Below are 19,417 nucleotides of genomic sequence, written 5' to 3' on the forward strand. Positions count from 1 at the left end.
AGCGCTGAAAATCATACCTCTTATTTTGATTTTTCTGTCAATGCGTAAGTCCTAAAAATATAGGTGACATTAATACTATTCATATTTTTATCTATTAAGATAACTTTTTCTAATTACAGCCTGACTAGAGCCAGAAATAATATAAATAAAACTTATCAGGATTAAGCAACTAAATTTCATTACTAATCGGGTTAAATTTCCAGTCACATCGTTTAATTTTTCTCGTAGTATCAGAATTGAAGCAAATTTGAAACGGCGGCTAATCCCACAGAACAGCCGTGACCTTTGCCTAAATATAACTTATACTACTGTTTGCAAAAGAGAGGATTCCTCAATGCCAAGTTTTAAAGTCACACTAATCAACGAGGCCGAAGGTCTGAACACAACCCTTGACGTTGATGACGATACCTATATTTTAGACGCTGCCGAAGAAGCTGGTCTTGACCTACCCTACTCTTGCCGCGCTGGTGCTTGCTCAACCTGTGCAGGTAAACTCGTCAAGGGTACCGTTGATCAAGGTGACCAGTCATTCTTAGATGACGATCAAATAGAAGCTGGATATGTACTTACCTGTGTTGCTTACCCTACCTCTGACGTGACAATCGAAACTCATAAAGAGGAAGAACTCTACTAAGAGTTAAGTCCCTCAACAATAAACCTCTTGCAAGAGTAAATAATGTTGAAAAAATAGAGGCATTGCATCTATTGTCAACGCCCTGTCAATGCCGTGTCTATAAAGCGACTTTGAAAAAAAGTCTAATTTTATCTTGAGCAGGAATACAAAATTTACTCTGTTCCTGCTTGATCTTTTAAGTATGGAGTTTTCCCCCTGCGACGGCAGAAACCACGCCAGTTCGTTCTCTTGTCAAAGATGCTGCGCGTAGCTTGCTTCCCCGCAGGGGTATCAAGTCGGGAAACCCGCCCAACGGACTGGCTTCCCATATTCTTAGCGAAAGATAGATGCAACTTAAATACCGATGAGCTTAAAGTTTAGTTTCTCTAGTGAGAATCTGAATCTGAGTACCAGGATAGTAGAATTGGAGAATTTTTGGACTTGACCAACCTAATTTAGCTAAATTTTGAGCACCAGTCTGACTCAAGCCGACTCCATGCCCTAATCCACCACCAATAAAGGCGTAGCCCCATAGTTCGGGTTTTCCTTTGTTCAGGGGTTCTATATAAAATAGTGTGCTTCTAGGAGCAGCAAAGGCACTACGAACTTCGTCTTTGTGAAGAATAAAGGTGCTGTTATCAGTTTTAACGGCGAGTTCAAGGATGCGTCCACTCTCGCTTCGCTTCACTACTGCCATAGCCTGAATTGTCTTAAATTTGGCATGAGGACTGTTTTTCACCCGCAAAAATTTCTGCAAGTCCTTGGTAATATCCTCTAAAGGGGTTTCCTTATGCCAACGAAACATATCCCACTTACTTTCATTAAATCCTTGTTGTATATTAATAAATTTTTGGAAGTTCTTTTCATCTGCTAAACTCTGCTTAGACAAATTCCAAAAATTAGTTGCAGCATCAAGTACAGGGCGCAGATAGGGACGATCATCGCCATTCCAGACATCGCTGAAGGAAGCGGTAACGCCACCAGTAGTGGAAGAATAAAGGGCATCTACTAGTTCATTTTTATAGGTTACTACCTTACCCCTGGTTGAGGCGATCGCTTGGTCTGTTTTGGCAGCTGCTCCATTCAGCCCATAATAAACTTGGCAGTGAGTATCAGCACACAACTGATAATTGTCTGCGGCAAACCTGCGTAAATTTCTTAAAGCATAAGTCCGAGCGAGAATTGCCTGAGCTTCCAGTGCTGCTGTTGGTGCATTAGTCCCTATTTCATAAGGGACAACCCCACGCAAATAAGTTTCTAAAGGTACTTGGTTAACCAGAGTATATGTGCCGTAAGCGTTTGGCTGCAAATTTAGCCGCCCAGCGTAAAGACGAGCGTTCTCTGGTTTTTCGCTTTTATTCACCCGAATCAAGTTTTTATCAGTACTGATTTCCAAATCATTCGGGCTATAGCGGTTACCATCTACTACCCAACTAACTCGCGGCACTTGTTTTAAAACTTTAGTATCAAGATATACTTTTTCTTTGGTAGAAGCTTGGATGTTTTGCAATAGCAAGCGTCGCAGTAAAGGAGTCTTATAAACATCTCGTTTTGCCCAAACCTGCCAGCGTTCTGGCTGGGCTATTTCCACTTCCATTCCCTGAGAACGCCATTTATTAGCACTGTCTTCCGCAGTTTCAAAGGTGCGGTATGTGCCTAAAACTATCACTTCTTCGACTGCTGGCTGGGGTAAAGCCTGCATGACTGTTTCCAGCTTTACAGGGTTTTTGGTAACTAGGGTTTGCTGCTTGTTGCCCGCTTTAAATTTTAGCTTTAAGCGATCGCCTTTTGTGGGTTCTAGTTGCAGCTTGGCTGTCGGTTGTGAGCCAAATCGCTGCACAATCCCAATTTTCAGTTCTATACCCTGGATGTTGCTCTCAGGCCCTGATGCAGCAGTCAGCCCCAATAGACAAAATGTGGCCAGCACAGTGTGGGAAAAACGCCAAAGCGAAAATTTCATGGCTATCTTATTCTGCCCCTTAATGCGGTGTTGGAGCTGATTATCCAATTGCTTTGTAGCGCGGTTTTTTTGTCGCATGAGTGCTCCAATGATACCATTACCAATTTTGCCCCAAATATAAGTTGCAAAACGAAGTCATAATGACTATGATTTATTTAGAGACACAAAACAGAACTAGTTGGATAAACTCCTTATGGTTAGAGTCCAAGAAATTCCATTAAATCAAATAAAACGGCCATTGCCCCGTGCAAACGATCCAAATAAAGTACAAGCCTTGATGGAATCAATTGCGGAGATTGGGCAGCAAGAACCTATTGATGTCCTAGAGGTAGATGGACAATATTATGGCTTTTCTGGTTGCCATCGGTATGAAGCTTGCCAGCGTTTAGGCAAAGAAACCGTTTTAGCCAGAGTCCGTAAAGCACCCCGCAGTGTTTTAAAGATGCACTTGGCGTAGAGAATGGGAGTGGGGAGTGGGGAGTGGGGAGTAGGGAGTAGGGAGCAGGGGGAGATGTGGGAGTGAGGGAGTGAGGGGCAAGAATTAATAACCATTCCCCATGCCCAATGCCCAATTCCCAATCCCCAATCCCCAATGCCCAATACCCAATGCCCAATCCCCAATTACATATAACCTAATTAGGAGAAAATTATGTCATCGAAAGTAACAGTCAAAAATGTAAATATCGGCATTGACGAGGAGAGTAGGGCTAAAATTGCCGAGGGTTTATCTCGCATGTTGGCTGACACTTATACACTTTATCTGAAAACTCATAACTTCCATTGGAATGTAACGGGGCCGATGTTCCAAACATTGCATTTGATGTTTGAGACACAGTATACAGAATTAGCCTTAGCAGTTGATTTAATAGCCGAGAGAATTAGAGCGCTTGGCTATCCTGCACCAGGAACTTACAGTGAATATGCCAAACTGAGTTCGATTCCAGAAACTCCTGGAGTTCCTAAAGCTGTGGAGATGATCAGCTTATTAGTGGAGGGACAAGAAGCCGTAGTCCGAACTGCACGATCTATTTTCCCCGTGATAGAAGAAGTTAACGACGAACCTACTGCCGATTTATTGACTCAGCGGATGCAAGTACATGAAAAAACAGCTTGGATGTTGAGAAGTTTACTGGAAGAATAGGTACTGGGGAATGGGGAGTAGGGAGTAGGGAGTAGGGAGTAGGAAAAAACTTAATCGCCAACGCCCAATGCTCAATGCCCCATGCCCTATGCCCCATGCCCCATGCCCTATGCCCCATGCCCAATATTAATTTCACCGAAAAGTTGCAAGATTTAATGCAACAAGCGGATATTCCTAGTTTTAAAGTGCTGAGTCGATCTAGTGGTGTTTCAGAGCGTCAACTTCTGCGGTTACGTCAGGGAAAGCTAGAGCAGATGCGGGTAGAAGTGCTGCTCAAGCTGTCGTTAGTGCTACAGATTTCATTGAATGAATTAATCGCAACTTTTTCAACTGTAGAGTTGTTACGAGAGAAAGCAGCGCCTACTCAGGAATTATTAGAAGAAATTGCAGGTTTAAGAAAAGAGTACCAGCGATCGCAACTTCAATTAGAACAACAGCAAGAGATATTACTACAAGAACTCCAGCAGTCGAGTTTGCAGCTGCTGGAGTCTTTATTATTGCAATGGCCAACAGCAGCACAGAAAGCCCAGGAAAATCCTCAGCTAGCAGCAGTCAAAATAGTACCGTTGGTGCAAAAACCCCTGGAAAAGCTTTTACAGGCGTGGGGAGTGGAAGCGATCGCACCTGTGGGCGCAGAATTACCTTATGATCCTCAACTGCACCAATTAATGGAGGGAACTACGCAACCTGGAGAAATAGTCAAGGTGCGCTACACTGGCTACCTTCAAGGTGAGAAGCTGCTTTATCGAGCTAAAGTAAGTCCTCTTAGACAGAGTTAGAAGGCAAATTTTCACCCTTCTCAAACGCCCCCAAAGCTGTTATTTCCTATTGCTGTGTGCATGGCAGCTATTGGACGCAAGCTAATCGTTTATTCAAAAAAATATCCCTCTTTCAAGAAACAAGGCAGGAGGCAGGAGGCAGGAGGCAGGAGGCAAAAGGGAAGAGGATTTAACTTGTTTCTTCCATCCATAACGGAAGCCAGTGCATCCGTAAACAGCTTCTGTCACTCTCCGAAAACATTTGACTTTTCTAAAATTTAGAGCTTTTGTATAGCAAGCGATGTCTACGACGGGCTACGCCTACGCGCGATTCTTTTCTAATAACAAATACAAGACCCATTTTTTTCTAATAGAATAGCTTCTATTGATTGCCTCATAAGAAGGGATTTTTCTAGTATTGTTATTTATACACTTAAGGAGCGATCGCTTTAACCTTTCAAGAAAGCAAACTACGCGTAGCGTTTGGCAGAGAAGACGTTGGCATAGCCTTTTTTATAAAAGTCATCACCTTTTTGTAACTGTTTGATATTAAAACTTTTTAGACTGCAATTATGAATATTTTTATAATGTTTTTTATATAAATTTCAGCTTTTCAAAAAACTTTACTAAATAATTATGAAAGTGAAAGTTTTGTATGTATGTCAATATTTAACTCCAAACATCAAATATATTTTGGTTATTTTTACTTAGCCATCTGCTTGTATTTAGGTAATATCTATTTTAAGATAGTTGCTTTTTCATCAACTATAATCTACAAATATTTGAGTTTACTTTAATCTAATATTACTTATCCATAAGTATTCAGCAGTAAACGATGATTTTTCCTTGTAAGCATTTTTAATTTTTCTATGATGGGTATATAATAACAAAATCAAAGCATAATTTACGAAAATCAGCTTGACATAATTATGAAAGAAAAAGTAAAAATTATTAAGCTCAGTGGTAATTTAAACGCCACTACTTCACAAGAATTACGACAAAATATTACTGAGACTTTGGAAGATGGTACAAAAATTGTTTTAGTTGATTTTCAAGATGTAACATTTATGGATAGTTCAGGTTTGGGAGCCTTAGTATTAGCTTTTAAAACCTTACGGGCAGCCGATAGTCAGCTTTACCTCTGCTCAATTAATGAGCAAGTCAGGATATTATTTGAACTGACTAATATGGATAAAGTATTTGAAATATTTCCTAGCCAAGATGCATTTAATCAGGTATTAGTTTCAAATACTTAATTATTCAAAGTTAATTTGCAAGATAGATAAATCATCATCGAAAGCATCTTTGGAGTTCAGAGCGATTAAATAACTCAGTACGCGATCAAGTTGGCAATCAACAGGATGTTGTAAGCTAACCAATAACTGAATAAAAGCATCTAAACTCCAAAGTGTGCCATCTAATTTAGTGATTTCATAAGCACCATCACTAAAAATGTAAAGAGTACTGAATTTTTCAATACTGCAAAACCCATCAACATATTTTGCTTCTGGAAACATGCCAACTGGCATACCGGGGGTTTTCAAGAGTTTAACTTCAGACTTCCTTGGAGATGTGCCAGTTACTAGAACTGCTGGTGGATGACCGGCACTAGCATAAATTAACTGGCGGTTGGTTCGGTTGTATACTCCATACCAAATCGTAAAGTATTTGTCATTTTGATAATTCATCTGAAAGGTATCATTCAAAGCCTTCAATACATCGCTAGGTTGATAATAATTTAGGCCTTTGAGCGCACGGGAACGCAGCAGATTCAGCACTGAAACAGAGGGAAGAGTCGCTTTGAGTCCATGTCCGGCAGTATCGAGTAAGTAAATTGCTAGATAATCATCATCAAGCCAATAGTAATCGAAACAGTCACCGCCAAGTTGCCGTGAGGGAATGAATCGGAAATTTATATTGAAGGGTTCAGTCATGGGAAAAGGCAGTAGCGATCGCACATATTCTGCGGCTTCTGACATTTCTGATTCTAAAAGCAACTTTTGAGCCTGCAAATCTCTACTCAACTGATGCAAGCGCAATCCAGCCCTTACCCGTGCTTGTAATTCATTATGCTCGATAGGTTTAGAGATAAAATCATCAGCACCAGCATCTAGACCTTTGACGCAATCAGCAACCGAATCTAAGGATGTTAATAAAATAAAGAATGTGGTAGAAAATTTAGGATCTGTCTTAATATGGTGGCAAACTTCTAGACCAGTTAACCCCGGCATGATCCAATCACAAATAATTAGTGCTGGACGGTAAGCCAGTGCCTTTTCTATCCCTTCCTCACCACTACTGGCAGTAACTACCTTATAACCTTGTTTTTCCAATATCCTTTTTAGAAGTATTTTTATTGAATAATCATCATCAATTATTAATATTTGAAACATAAACAATTTTTGTAAATCCTAATTAATAAATTTTGTAAAAATAAAAATAGGATATAAGTTAATGAGTTAGTAGTATTAATAAAACATACTATTAACTCATTTCTATTACCCGACTAATTCATTAATTTTTAGTAGACATAGAACATTATGGGGGCGTAAGAGGGTTCACCCACAAGAGGATGGTATTTTTTAGCTGGTTCAAGTCTCGGTATGCTTCTTGTTTGAACCATTGCCCTAAGGCATCAAAAGGGGTGAAAGATGTTCCAGTTTGCCATTTGATGTCTTGACCTAGAGGGGTTGTGTGAGTTCCTGGTAACGTTTGTGTTGTCACCATCTCATCAAAGCGTTCTTGCAAGATTTTGGTTAAAGCTGCGGATTGATCAATGGTGTCATTGCTAAATTTTATTAATAAATTCCGTCTAATGTTATAACGCTCTTGGACAAGCTGGTTGGTTTCCAATGGTGAGGGAGTAAACTCAATCGCAAAAGTAGAATTGAACTGTTCTACTAAGGGGATAGCTTCTTTAGCGGCGTAGTTGTTGAAGGATATTAAAATATTGCCTGCGCGTTCTACTTTAAAGAGGCTACCAATCAGCAAGTGAAGTTTACAGCCCATACTGTGCCCAATGCCGTAGATGGGGTAGTAAAGCTTGCGTAATGCCCCAGAATCCTGTAAGCGTTCGAGGGTGCGGTCAAAGTTTAGCAGCACAGATTTTGCGATCGCAGTATGATCCAATGTATTGACGAAAGGCGTAGCAATTACAACATAACCTTTACTTGCCAATTGTTCGAGTAACCAGCGATAGGTGATGTGCGGTGCAGTGGCGACAAATGCACCTCCTAAAAAATGGATGATACCTACGGGATTTCGGGGAATGATTACCCAATTGCCTCTGACTTCTTTCCAATCCATGCCGATAAGCGATCGCTTGAGGAATATTCTTTATGTTAGACCGGCGATCGCAACCGTGGGAAGGATTATAGAAAAAGCCATTGAGGATGTCTGGTGAGCAAGGTGGAAGCCAACCCACTCAGCAACGTCTATGGGCTTATAGGGAGCATCTACGCGTTCGTCCAATTCACTTCTTTTACGCACGTTCGCTATAAGTATTGCTTTTAACGCTGAGTCTGTAATCTTTTCATTTCGTATTGCACATCTAATGCAATCTGTAATGCTTCATTGAGTAATCTTCCATGCTCAGTAGCCTGTTCATTTACTTGCATGGCAGTTAAAGTTGCTAAATTGTTGACGAATAGCTCTGTATTACTAAGGATAAAGTTTTTATTTTCTCTCAAAATTCTTTCTGTCTTCAAAGCCCGAACTAAATCTGATTTGGTGAGTTTTAGCGCTTCGATAACACTTGCTCTTTCCTTTATAAGCACTTCTGGGTTACCAGCTTCTTCTATTTGGTCATTGATATCTATTGCTCTAATAACGGTATTATATCTTTCAACATCGTTTAACAGAATTTGCAGAGAGTTTGTCATGTTAAGTTTGACAATTTTACTTCTACTTTTCCATATTAGATATAATATACTTTGTGTAAAACCGCCAACCCATAACGCTAATATAAATAATAATATCCAGGATGGAATTGTTATCCATGCGATAAATATTTTTATAATTATATCAAATAAAATATAACTAAAAACAAATGTAGCAAACCCAATAAAAATTACAGTTGCTCCTTCGGAACTTTTAATTTTTTGGATATATGATTTTGCTATTTTTTTTAGAGGATTTGTAATGATTAAAAGTTGAGCATTGACAGGTAAATTAGTCAGACTTTGCAGTTCATACTGACTAATTTCCAAGCCCTGTAAATCATCCCTCACAGTTTTTTAATCCTTGCCAGAATAGTGATTTCATCTAATATAGCAATCAAATTTCTGGAATGCTGGCATTTTGTCTAAACTTTTTCAGATAAGTTAATATTTTTTGTACAATATGATACTCTTTTGCCAAGATTACTATTTTTAGTATAACAATGCTATTTAAGTTATGAAAATTATCGTAAACGTGTAGCAGTGAAGCAGGGCAGTCTTTTCCCATAGTAGAGGCTTCCGCCAACGCATAAAATGATATCTTGCAGTATTCTCGATTTGCATCATAGCCCGCCTAGAAATAAATTTCAGTGGCTCGGAGCTAATATCCACTCAAGTGGACTAAAACACTTTTTCAGTCTTCTTTACTGCCTGTTCGTTCATTTTAAAATGACAAGAGGAATTAATACTTTGAGATAAAAGAATAGGGCGATAGTACAATCCGCTTGGGTTAAGCATTTTTCTCTCTCCCTGCTCCCCCTGCTTCGCCCTATCTGCCTCAACAGATTATTTTTTGAACTGAACTGTATTGGGCAATAGTACTAACGTGTACAGATAAACAGTGAGCAGGTAAAAATTAGTTTGGAGCAGATTGATGACATTCATGTGATTGTGGAGTAGCTTCAACAAATGGGTGCCCTGGCATAACCCGGATTTCTCACCACACCCCTCAAAGCCTGCGCTTGTGCAGGGGAGCAGGGGAGAGTTCAATGTGCCTTGTTCTTTACCCTCTGCCCCTCTGCTCCTCTGCCCCTCTGCTCCATCAAACGCCTGAAGCTTGTGAGAAATACGGGATAAGCGCTATCTGTGGTCAACAGCAACGCATCAATCAGGCTCAAACTGCACTCTTCAAACTAGGTCACAAACCTAGAGATGACCTTGAGCAACTCAATAATCCACAGTAACACCAGGCGTATTGTTTATAAATCCCTTCTGCCCTCTGCCTTTGCTGTTAATCCACTGCCCAAAAACAAGATCCCCCTAGTCGTGTTTTTCATCGAGCTAGGGGGATCACATATGTGGTAGTCTATAAGAGATTCGGTATAGTTCCTTACGACTTGATTCTATAACCAATATTTCAGTTTGAGTAGTCTTACCACTAGAATTTATAGTATTTTTACAGCTTCTTAATCAATGCTTCATCCCTGTTATACCTTAGTGAGGCGGTATATGTAAGTATGTGACAGTACGCAATGTGCGTAACTTGTCATTTTTGTGGATATCTGTAAAAAATATGAAACTCAAGATTGTCGCTACCATCGCACTGTTAGCTTGTTTCGGGTTTGCAGAGCAGAGCATTGCATTAAATCAGCTAGATTTGGATCAGTTGAAGGCAACAAGTGCCTGTCCCCGTTGTAATTTGAGTGGTGCTGACCTAACTCAACTGAATCTAACTGGAGCAAATTTGCGAGGGGCTGACTTGAGTGGTGCTACATTATCTCAAGCTAATCTCACGAATGCCGATCTTACTGGTGCGAATTTAGAGGGTGCGGTTTTGAATTCGGTCAATCTCAGTGGTGCTTCCTTAACAGGTGCAAATTTGAAATCAGCATCTTTGGAAAATGCCGATCTATCTTATGCCGGTTTTATCAGCGCCAATTTGGAAGCAGCAAACTTAAAAGATGCGAAATTGCTGTTTACTAATTTTCGGGGGGCTAACTTCCGCCTGACAACTCAGGCTAATGGTGTCGTTACCTCTGACAAGCCCTATGGCTGGTCATTAGAGCGTCAAAATCCCAGAGAATGTAACGAATTCAAACCCGAAAATACATTAGGCACAACCTGCTATTCAAAATAAACGGTGGATTAGGAAATGGGGCATGGGGCATGGGGCATAGTGCATTGGGCATTGGGCAAGAGGACTTGGGGACAAGGAGAAAGACTTGTTTCAAGTTCTCACCTCTTGTCCCATTGTCCCCCTCATCTCCCCCTACTCCCCCTGCTCCCTGCCTCTTCCTTCACCTATCCTTATATATGGCAAAGAGCATTTTGTTTGTTAACAGTTCTTTATCATGGGAAAAAAGCCTATGGATTAATTGAATCGATGCTTACCCGTATTAAAGACTTAGCAACAAAACTAGCACCCCGCTTAATTGAAATTCGTCGCCACATCCACTCTCACCCAGAACTAAGCGGTCAGGAGTACCAAACAGCAGCTTTCGTGGCTGGTGTTTTATCTTCCAGTGGTCTGCACGTACAAGAGGGAGTTGGCAAAACGGGCGTCATTGGCGAACTGCAAGGTACTAGCCAAAATGAACGTTTATTGGCAATTCGCACTGATATGGATGCGTTACCAATTCAAGAGGGTACTAATTTGGAATATGCCTCTCGTACAGAGGGTATCATGCACGCTTGTGGTCACGATGTCCATACCACTGTGGGGTTAGGAACAGCGATGGTACTGTCCCAAGTAGCAGAGGAGTTGGGTGGAAAAGTGCGGTTTTTGTTTCAGCCAGCCGAGGAAATTGCTCAAGGCGCAAACTGGATGGTTAAAGATGGGGCGATGGAAAACGTCTCGGCTGTCTTAGGAGTACATGTTTTCCCTTCTATCCCCGCAGGATCTATTGGCGTGCGTTACGGGGCTTTGACAGCCGCAGCTGATGATTTAGAGATTCTGATTATGGGAGAATCTGGGCACGGGGCGCGTCCTCATGAGGCGATTGATGCGATTTGGATTGCTTGCCAAGTTATTACTGCAATGCAACAAGCCATTAGCCGAACCCAGAATCCCTTGCGTCCTGTAGTATTGAGCATAGGGAAAATTAACGGTGGCAGAGCGCCGAATGTGATTGCTGATAAAGTGCAATTATTGGGAACCGTGCGATCGCTCCATCCCGAAACCCGTGCCCATCTCCCGAACTGGATTGAAAACATTGTCGCTAATGTCTGCCATACCTATGGGGCAAAGTATCAAGTCAATTATCGCCAAGGCGTACCCAGTGTTCAAAATGATTACGCTCTGACGCAAATATTGCAATCAGCCGCAGAAGAAGCTTGGAGTAGCGATCGCGTTCAAGTCTTACCTGAACCTTCCCTTGGTGCTGAAGATTTTTCTATGTATTTAGAACACGTCCCTGGTTCCATGTTTCGCTTGGGTGTAGGCTACAAAGAAAGAATCATTAACCACCCATTACACCATCCCCAATTTGAAGTCGATGAGTCTGCCATTCTCACCGGTGTTGTAACTATGGCCTATGCTGCTTATAAATATTGTCAGCAAAATTTTTAAATAAAAACTCCCAGCACTTCAGGGCTGGGAGTTTTTATTTAACTAACCTTTTTTAGCGGATATAGTAAAGTCCGAAAGCATTTTAGGCGTTTGATTCGCTAACAACACCCAATTTCTCTTGAATTTTGGTCTTAGCGGCTTTGAATTCAGTAGCCAGTTGCTCACTTTGGTCGCTGCTCAAGTTGTTACGAATAGCAGCAAACATTGTGCTTTCTTCTTGACGAATATGGTCGCCAACAGCTTCCATAAGCTGTCTAACTTGATCTTTGAATTCAGATGAAGAAGGGTTGATAGCCTTAATTTGCTCTAATACCCGCTTCATTTCAGCTTGTTCATCAAACAGTTCTTGGGTATTATCTTGACCGTAGAAAGGACGTACTCTTGGATAAACTACTTCCTCTTCAGCTTCAGCGTGAGCAGTTAGATCCTTGTAAATTTGACCGAAGTACTCTTGGATTTTCTGTGGATTATCGCTTTGTAGCAGTTCAGTAAATAGGGTATTTACCTTGTTGTGATCGAGGCGGATGACATCCTGGATATTCATATCCTTTTTGTCACTGGTTTGGGTAACAGCGCTACCTACTACACCACTTACCGCAGCCATAGCGTCTTGAACACGTGCCCAAATTCCTTGATCTGCATCTTGTCCTGTGAATTCACGGACACCCAAAATTTCCAGAATACCTTTGAGTTGTTCTTGGTGAGCGCGGTTCTCAAAGTTAATGGTATTCAAAGGCCCGATCGCTAGCATCACGTCAGCGCCAATTTTTTGAGCAGCTTTATGAACTATCAAACCACTCATTACGAGTTGATGTTTCAGCAATTCATGCTGCGATACTTTTTCATACAGGCTTAGTTCAGAACCTTTGAACAATTCACGAGCTCTTTCAATGAATTGTGTAACAGTGTTTTTGGGTTCAGCCTGAATGCCATACTGACCAATTATAGTTTCCAGAACGCCAAGATTTTTTTCGTCATCATTGAGGAAATTCCGGATGCGATCAGCAATCTCGGCATCAAGTCCTTCTCTCAAAAGCGATTGCTCATTTTCGATAACCAACTGTTGAAGTGCTTTGATACTTGCTAATTTTATAGCAATGGCATTGCGTTTCGTATCATCTAAAGTAGCTACCATCCGTGTTCTCCTCGGCAAAGTGTTCATCATTATTACTTGATATAACCTTGACATAGGGGTTGGGGAGATTTCATCTTTCTTTTGAGCGATTGCGTTCACAACTCTGGGTAGACAAATAAAAATTTTGTCTTACAGAATATATCAATACAATACGCTTGAATTAAAACTTGATCCTTTTTAAGCATCCTTAAAAAGGAGGAGATTTAGAATAAGCATTAAAAAGGGGTTAGGGCTTTCAAGGTTAGGTTTTTGAGAATCTCGAAAACAATTGAGAATTTTCTCAACTGTTTAACGTAGTTTGGTCGTTTGTAGAAAGTGCTTTTAGCTGTGCTAATACGCCCTACGACTTATAACTCAAGAATGAAAATTAATGTCAAAAATTACTTCTTATTCAAGAGGGCAAAATCGTAACTAGTTCCAGAAGCGCAAGAAGACTCACAACGCTCGATTTTAACAAGCATTGCTTCTCCTTGACGCTTACCTGAGGGCGAAAACTGAATCATTCCCGTTGCTCCAGATGTTGAAAAATCGGGATTAGACATTACTCTTTGCAACTCTTCACGATTATTGGCTTGTTTCAATCCAGCAATAATTGTTTGGAGTGCATCGTAAGCTCCCGCTGTTCTCTGATTTACTTTTGCATTCCAAAGCTGAAAGGCATTTTCCGCAAATGGGTTATCTCTATTAGCATCACGATGCCAATATACAGGTAGTACCATTCCTTCGAGATCCTTGCCATTTTGTAAAGTTGTTGCACTATACATACTTTCAGAAGCAAAGAGTGGTTTTCTGCCTTTAACCTCTTGTGCGACTTTAGTGGCAAAATATATATTTCTGAATGAAGGTATTAGTAAAAAGCCACTGGCGTTTTCTATTTCTATGGCTTGATCCACAAAATTTCTAGGATCAAAATTTTTATCTGCTAAATTACAAGGCTTATTAATAACGTTACTTCCATATTTCTGGATAGCTTGAGTGTACTGTTCTAAAACTATCTGATTAGATGAGGCTCTTGAATTATTTCTTGAGTTACGAGCATCGCCACAAATAGCAACATTTCTTGCTTGTCGAGCAATGTAGCGAGCATGAGTATCTACTAAAACATCATATAGCGGATTTATATGAAACAAATAGTTATTTTTGGAAGTATTACGCTGGCTATTTACTAAATTTTGCTCTAAGTTTTCTGAATTTTCCGCTTGACTTGGGCGCTCGACAGGGAAAACTAACACTAACCCTTTCTCATTATAAATTTCTGCATTAGGTCTAACACCTACCGCAGCTAAAAGGCTCTTGTCTTCTACTAATTCATTATCTAGCCGTGCAAAATCTTCTCGATCTTCAACACTTGCAATTACAAGTTGTAATTTTTTACCATTAATTCCACCTTGATTATTAACTTCATTTTGAGCTTGAGCTACACCACGTAAAATTTCTTCTGATAAACTAGCATCAAAGTTAATTGGTGCAATAATAGCAACTTTTAAAGCTTCTGAATTGTCTTGGGCAATTTTGGCATTATTTAAATAAATTAAAGTTTCCGGATCATTACGATTCTTTTTGAGAGATGCAGTAAATTTTTCTACCGCAGTGGTAAAATTTTTTTCACCAAAAGCTTTAACTCCATCTCTTTTTTCAGGGTTGGTTTGTACTTTCACCAAAATCCTTGTACCTAAATTCATGAACGAAGGCTTATCTGGTGGCAGTGAAGATGAAGCTGATATAGGGTTAGATGATGAGGGGATGATGGTAGAAGAAAGTTTGCTAATTAACCACAAAATAATTGCTACCATTATTCCAGCTAATCCCAGAGAAATAAGTAACCTCAAGTTTTCTTTTTTATTTGACATAAATAATTCCCTAAATTGTATAAATTTTATCAAAAATAAAGATGTAATTAAAGATTTAGCGAAACTGGGAATTTAAAAATATTTAGAAATAAGTTTGTTTATTATTTCTGACGTACCCACAAGGATAATTGTCAATAAACATGCAAGAATAAACAGTAATACTACAATCAACAATCCATTTAAACCAGTTTGTAAAAAATTATTTAGCAAATCTTTGAAAATCAAAACAATAAATAAATTTGCTATTATGGTAATTGCAATTAAATAAGTTTTTTCCACAAGCGAACGAGATTGAATAAATACTAATCCTCCTAAAATTAGCAACCATAATCCCGAACTAATCCAAGTAGTTCCGAGAAAACTTATAAGTGTAAGTGCTAATAATGAACCACCTGAACCAGCAATGATTGCCCCAGAAAATAATTTACTATAAAATAATTGCGGTAAATATCGAGTTACTATTTTTTGAGTTTGTGGTTGTGCTTCTAATAGTTGAGAAGGCGAAATGACTGTAGGAGGTAAGGTCTGCCTTAGGGGTGGAAGATTATTCAAGTCTAGTAATACAGCTTGTGCAGACTGATAACGCTGTTCATGATTTTCTTGGAGTAACTTATCAATAATTAACTCTAATTCATGACTTATGGGTTGTATCAAATGCTGTCGCCAGCTAGAAGTCCAACTATAGCCTTGTCTCAGAGAGAAACTTGAGGGAGAAATATTGGTTAGCAGATGAAAGCAAGTTATACCTAAACTGTAAAGATCGCTAGAAGGAAAAACTTTACCCAATTGCATTTGCTCAATTGGTGCATAACCTAATGAACCAATAATTGTTCCAATTGCAGTAGTTGAAGTTTCCGATTTTTGCTTAGAAACTCCAAAATCAATTAGTACTAACTTATTATCACTCTGACGGCGAATAATATTTTCTGGTTTAATATCTCGGTGAATTATTTGCTGTTGATGTATGGCTACCAACACAGATAATAAATCATTTAAAAAAGCTCGAATTTTACTTTCATCAAAAATTCCGTATTGTTTTAACTCTTGCAACAGATTTTGACCTTCGATAAACTGCTGCACTAAATAGAGATATTCACCTTCCTTAAAATATGCATACAAATTGGGAATTTGCAGATGTTCCCCTAATTCTTGTAGGCGTTTAGCCTCTCGCTTAAACAATTCAGTTGCTTTTTGATGTGCGTGAGTACCGTGATTGCTATAAAATTGGCTGAGAACCAGTTGCTTAACAACACATCGTTCATTTAGCTTGTCTATATCCTCTGCTACATATGTGCGTGCAAATCCTCCTCTTCCTAATGGTGCAGTTATGCGGTAACGATTTCTTAGTAGCGATACTAACTGTGTCCCACAACTGAGACAGTAATTTGTCCCGTCAGGATTTTGGGGATTTTCGCAATTGGGATTTAGGCAGCAGACCATATAATTATCGCTGTCATTTTATTAGTTTTTAAAATATACCTTAAATCTCAGTAGAGAATTTGCGCTGTAAAGTCTCTACATGAACTATTCATGAACTATTATGGAAGGGTGCGATCGCAATTATTTTACCTGATATTTAGTTAACCCTAGAGCTTTTTTCCCAAACTTAACAACCGGAAAGCGGATTATTACAACCCATCGATGCTGTGACTTAGGAAAAGCTAGAAACTTCACGCCACATCTGTTTGTAACATAAGCTTTTTTTATCCCAATAAGTCCGTAAATACCACACATCTCAATTGTGGTATTTACAAAACTCCCCGCTATTGTGACGATTACGCTAGAATTGTTAAAGGTTCTTTACAGAATTTGCTGATCATACCCAATTCTGTTAAAACAGCCTAGCATTCAAATGTAAATCTTATAAACACCCTCTAGAGTTCACCAAAAGTTTCTATGACGCTCCCAATTCGCAACGTCGCCATTATCGCCCACGTTGACCACGGCAAAACTACCCTGGTTGACGCACTCCTCAAACAATCCGGCATTTTCCGCGAAGGCGAAGACGTTCCGGATTGCGTTATGGACTCCAACGCCCTAGAACGGGAACGGGGTATTACTATCCTGTCCAAAAATACGGCGGTTCGCTACAAAGAAACACTAATCAATATTGTTGATACTCCTGGACACGCTGACTTTGGTGGCGAAGTTGAACGCGTACTTGGCATGGTTGATGGATGTCTTCTGATTGTTGATGCCAATGAAGGCCCCATGCCCCAAACACGCTTTGTTCTCAAAAAAGCTTTAGAAAAAGGGCTGCGCCCCATCGTTATCATCAACAAAATCGACCGTGGACAAACTGACCCCCACGTTGCTGTTGATAAAGTTTTGGATCTGTTCTTGGAATTAGGGGCAGATGAAGACCAGTGTGATTTTACCTATCTGTTTGCCTCCGGCATGGCAGGTTTCGCCAAGGAAAGCTTGGAAGCAGAATCGGTAGATATGCAACCCCTGTTTAATGCGATTCTGCAACACGTTCCACCACCAGTAGGCGACAGCAAGAAACCTCTGCAATTGCAAGTCACAACCCTAGATTATTCTGAATATCTGGGACGGATTGTCATTGGCAGAATTCACAACGGTACTATCCGCTCAGGGCAACAAGCAGCTTTAGTTACAGAAGATGGCACCATTGTCAAGGGAAAAATTACCAAGTTAATGGGCTTTGATGGACTGAAGCGCGTAGAGATGGAAGAAGCAACCGCAGGTTATATCGTCGCGGTGTCTGGTTTCGCTGATGCTTATATTGGGGAAACGATTACTGACCCCAATGAACCGCAAGCTTTACCACTAATTAAAGTGGATGAACCAACCTTGCAAATGGCCTTCTGGGTGAATGATTCGCCCTTTGCTGGTCAAGAAGGTAAGTTGGTGACATCAAGACAAATACGCGATCGCCTATTCCGCGAACTTGAAACCAACGTTGCTTTGCGTGTCGAAGAAACCGATTCTCCCGATAAATTCCTGGTTTCCGGTCGTGGAGAACTTCACCTGGGTATCTTAATTGAAACCATGCGTCGGGAAGGCTTCGAGTTTCAGGTATCTCAGCCACAGGTAATTTACCGCGAAATCAACGGTCAACCTTGCGAACCTTACGAACTCTTGGTGTTAGACATTCCTGCTGATGGTGTGGGTAGCTGTATTGAACGCCTGGGACAACGCAAAGGCGAAATGCAAGATATGCAACCAGGTAGTGGCGATCGCACCCAGCTAGAGTTTGTCATTCCCGCCCGTGGATTGATTGGTTTCCGGGGTGAATTCATGCGGATGACTCGTGGCGAAGGCATCATGAACCACAGTTTCTTAGACTACCGTCAAATCAGTGGTGATATTGAAGCCCGTAACAAAGGCGTTTTAATCTCCTTTGAAGAAGGTGTTTCTACCTTCTACGCCATGAGAAACGCCGAAGATAGAGGAGCATTCTTTATTACTCCCGGCACAAAGGTTTACAGAGGTATGATCGTGGGAGAACACAATCGCTCCCAAGATTTAGAATTGAATATCTGTAAGACCAAGCAGTTAACTAACCACCGGGCTGCTGGTGGGGATGAATTAGTGCAACTGCAAGCACCGATAGACATGAGCCTAGAGCGTGCTTTGGAATACATTGGCCCTGATGAATTAGTAGAAGTTACACCCCAATCAATTCGTCTACGGAAGATGTCGAAGAAGTTGGCGAAACGGTAAGTCAAGCAATAACTTAATTGATTTAGAAAGCCCACATGAGCGGGCTTTTTATTTTTTTATTTAGATTGGATCAGATGCGTGATGCAGCAGACTGATCTATTGAATTTTTCTTGAGCGCGTAATGACATGTATCAAAAACTACTGTTATAACTGAGCAAGCTACGCAAGTAGTACAATAGTGCTATCAAATTTTACCCTATGCATCTAAAGACAGTATTCATTCGCTTCTATAAATCCTTCAATGACGACTTCCTGAGAAAACAAGAGAATAGAAAACCTAAACACTGGGAAATGATAGGTGATACTTATTACCCATATATTCAAGTTTCGATTGATCCCAAAATTACAACAATTGTTGGTGCAAACGAATCTGGAAAGTCTCACTTGTTAAGTGCTATTCCCGGATTTCTCACGAGTCAGAAAAAACGAGTTGGATTAGCAAAATTTGGAATGATTTAATTAATACATCTAATACATAGTTGAAATACCTCCATAGCACAGAGAAAATCAACGTAATAACCGAAAATATTAAGATAAATAAAATACATCAAAAACCATTAGCACTAAAATCAATAACCTTTATTAAGAAAAATAGACATGCAAATACAAAGGGTTGAATCACATAAATATACTCCGGTATACAATCATTTTTATTTGGGGTCATACTTCAAACTGCTGTAATTGTTGCACAACACACATTTTGGCAGTTTTTGACCCCTGTTTCTTCAAGCTTTGTGAGAAATCCAGGTTAAACTCCCCATCCTTAAAGTCTTGGTTTTGGTTGAGTCGATGGGGGATATTATTCCCCGCACCTCTCAGTTAGATCC

19 protein-coding genes are annotated in these 19,417 nt (G+C 40.1%); 10 read left to right on the plus strand and 9 right to left on the minus strand.

The features are described from left to right. The first annotated feature begins 334 nt into the window (after nucleotides 1-334). Complete coding sequence (locus tag VB740_RS11220; protein ID WP_323200082.1) at nucleotides 335-634, plus strand: ferredoxin; 300 nt, start codon at nucleotides 335-337, stop codon at nucleotides 632-634. Between the two features lie 152 nt (nucleotides 635-786). Here the strand turns inward: VB740_RS11220 and VB740_RS11225 are convergent, their stop codons facing one another. Together VB740_RS11225 and VB740_RS11230 are read right to left on the minus strand one after the other, a co-directional pair. After that, the gene (locus VB740_RS11225) at nucleotides 787-942 is read right to left on the minus strand and encodes a hypothetical protein (protein WP_323200083.1); all 156 of its coding nucleotides are present in this window, start codon (nucleotides 940-942) and stop codon (nucleotides 787-789) included. A gap of 41 nt (nucleotides 943-983) precedes the next feature. Further along, entirely contained in the window at nucleotides 984-2,651 is a 1,668-nt protein-coding gene (locus VB740_RS11230) for a SpoIID/LytB domain-containing protein (RefSeq protein ID WP_323200084.1), read from the minus strand. Between the two features lie 115 nt (nucleotides 2,652-2,766). Here VB740_RS11230 and VB740_RS11235 point away from each other — a divergent pair, with 115 nt between their 5' ends. The 4 genes from VB740_RS11235 to VB740_RS11250 all read left to right on the plus strand — a co-directional run bounded on the left by VB740_RS11235 (nucleotide 2,767) and on the right by VB740_RS11250 (nucleotide 5,728). Continuing rightward, nucleotides 2,767-3,030, plus strand: coding sequence for a ParB N-terminal domain-containing protein (locus VB740_RS11235; protein ID WP_012410090.1), 264 nt, complete (start codon nucleotides 2,767-2,769; stop codon nucleotides 3,028-3,030). Nucleotides 3,031-3,222: 192 nt separating this feature from the next. Then, entirely contained in the window at nucleotides 3,223-3,714 is a 492-nt protein-coding gene (locus VB740_RS11240) for a Dps family protein (RefSeq protein ID WP_323200085.1), read from the plus strand. Between the two features lie 116 nt (nucleotides 3,715-3,830). Further along, entirely contained in the window at nucleotides 3,831-4,493 is a 663-nt protein-coding gene (gene grpE / locus VB740_RS11245; protein ID WP_323200098.1) for a nucleotide exchange factor GrpE, read from the plus strand. Nucleotides 4,494-5,401: 908 nt separating this feature from the next. Beyond that, the gene (locus VB740_RS11250) at nucleotides 5,402-5,728 is read left to right on the plus strand and encodes an STAS domain-containing protein (RefSeq protein WP_323200086.1); all 327 of its coding nucleotides are present in this window, start codon (nucleotides 5,402-5,404) and stop codon (nucleotides 5,726-5,728) included. Here the strand turns inward: VB740_RS11250 and VB740_RS11255 are convergent, their stop codons facing one another. The 4 genes from VB740_RS11255 to VB740_RS11270 all read right to left on the minus strand — a co-directional run bounded on the left by VB740_RS11255 (nucleotide 5,729) and on the right by VB740_RS11270 (nucleotide 8,701). Beyond that, entirely contained in the window at nucleotides 5,729-6,865 is a 1,137-nt protein-coding gene (locus tag VB740_RS11255) for a PP2C family protein-serine/threonine phosphatase (protein WP_323200087.1), read from the minus strand. 145 nt (nucleotides 6,866-7,010) lie between these two features. Beyond that, nucleotides 7,011-7,778, minus strand: a complete 768-nt coding sequence (locus VB740_RS11260) for a DUF1350 family protein (RefSeq protein WP_323200088.1) — start codon at nucleotides 7,776-7,778, stop codon at nucleotides 7,011-7,013. A 30-nt stretch (nucleotides 7,779-7,808) separates the two neighbouring features. Then, nucleotides 7,809-7,961 carry a hypothetical protein gene (locus VB740_RS11265; protein WP_323200089.1) on the minus strand — a complete coding sequence of 51 codons (153 nt, stop codon included), beginning with the start codon at nucleotides 7,959-7,961 and terminating at the stop codon, nucleotides 7,809-7,811. A 20-nt stretch (nucleotides 7,962-7,981) separates the two neighbouring features. After that, complete coding sequence (locus tag VB740_RS11270; protein ID WP_323200090.1) at nucleotides 7,982-8,701, minus strand: hypothetical protein; 720 nt, start codon at nucleotides 8,699-8,701, stop codon at nucleotides 7,982-7,984. Nucleotides 8,702-9,923: 1,222 nt separating this feature from the next. Here VB740_RS11270 and VB740_RS11275 point away from each other — a divergent pair. After that, on the plus strand, nucleotides 9,924-10,487 hold the full coding sequence (locus VB740_RS11275) for a pentapeptide repeat-containing protein (protein WP_323200091.1): 564 nt from the start codon (nucleotides 9,924-9,926) through the stop codon (nucleotides 10,485-10,487). Nucleotides 10,488-10,733: 246 nt separating this feature from the next. Beyond that, nucleotides 10,734-11,918: a M20 family metallopeptidase gene (locus VB740_RS11280; RefSeq protein ID WP_323200099.1), complete on the plus strand. Its 1,185-nt coding sequence runs from the start codon at nucleotides 10,734-10,736 to the stop codon at nucleotides 11,916-11,918. A gap of 82 nt (nucleotides 11,919-12,000) precedes the next feature. On the opposite strand, the gene VB740_RS11285 is transcribed toward VB740_RS11280, so the two are convergent. Next, entirely contained in the window at nucleotides 12,001-13,053 is a 1,053-nt protein-coding gene (locus VB740_RS11285) for a hemerythrin domain-containing protein (protein ID WP_323200092.1), read from the minus strand. Between the two features lie 380 nt (nucleotides 13,054-13,433). After that, complete coding sequence (locus VB740_RS11290; protein WP_323200093.1) at nucleotides 13,434-14,735, minus strand: ABC transporter substrate-binding protein; 1,302 nt, start codon at nucleotides 14,733-14,735, stop codon at nucleotides 13,434-13,436. Here VB740_RS11290 and VB740_RS11295 point away from each other — a divergent pair. Then, nucleotides 14,734-14,979, plus strand: coding sequence for a hypothetical protein (locus VB740_RS11295; protein ID WP_323200094.1), 246 nt, complete (start codon nucleotides 14,734-14,736; stop codon nucleotides 14,977-14,979). The two genes, VB740_RS11290 and VB740_RS11295, sit on opposite strands and share 2 nt — an antisense overlap. On the opposite strand, the gene VB740_RS11300 is transcribed toward VB740_RS11295, so the two are convergent. Continuing rightward, a complete protein-coding gene (locus VB740_RS11300) occupies nucleotides 14,976-16,343 on the minus strand; it encodes a serine/threonine-protein kinase (RefSeq protein ID WP_323200095.1) in 1,368 nt (455 codons plus the stop codon). The two genes, VB740_RS11295 and VB740_RS11300, sit on opposite strands and share 4 nt — an antisense overlap. A 456-nt stretch (nucleotides 16,344-16,799) precedes the next feature. Between VB740_RS11300 and typA the strand changes: the two genes are divergently transcribed. Continuing rightward, nucleotides 16,800-18,590: a translational GTPase TypA gene (typA, locus tag VB740_RS11305; protein ID WP_323200096.1), complete on the plus strand. Its 1,791-nt coding sequence runs from the start codon at nucleotides 16,800-16,802 to the stop codon at nucleotides 18,588-18,590. A gap of 198 nt (nucleotides 18,591-18,788) precedes the next feature. Then, entirely contained in the window at nucleotides 18,789-19,049 is a 261-nt protein-coding gene (locus VB740_RS11310; RefSeq protein ID WP_323200097.1) for a hypothetical protein, read from the plus strand. The last annotated feature ends 368 nt before the right edge of the window (nucleotides 19,050-19,417 follow it).

Origin of the sequence: Nostoc sp. UHCC 0251 (assembly GCF_034932245.1) — a bacterium.
In the GTDB taxonomy this organism is placed as follows: domain Bacteria; phylum Cyanobacteriota; class Cyanobacteriia; order Cyanobacteriales; family Nostocaceae; genus Nostoc.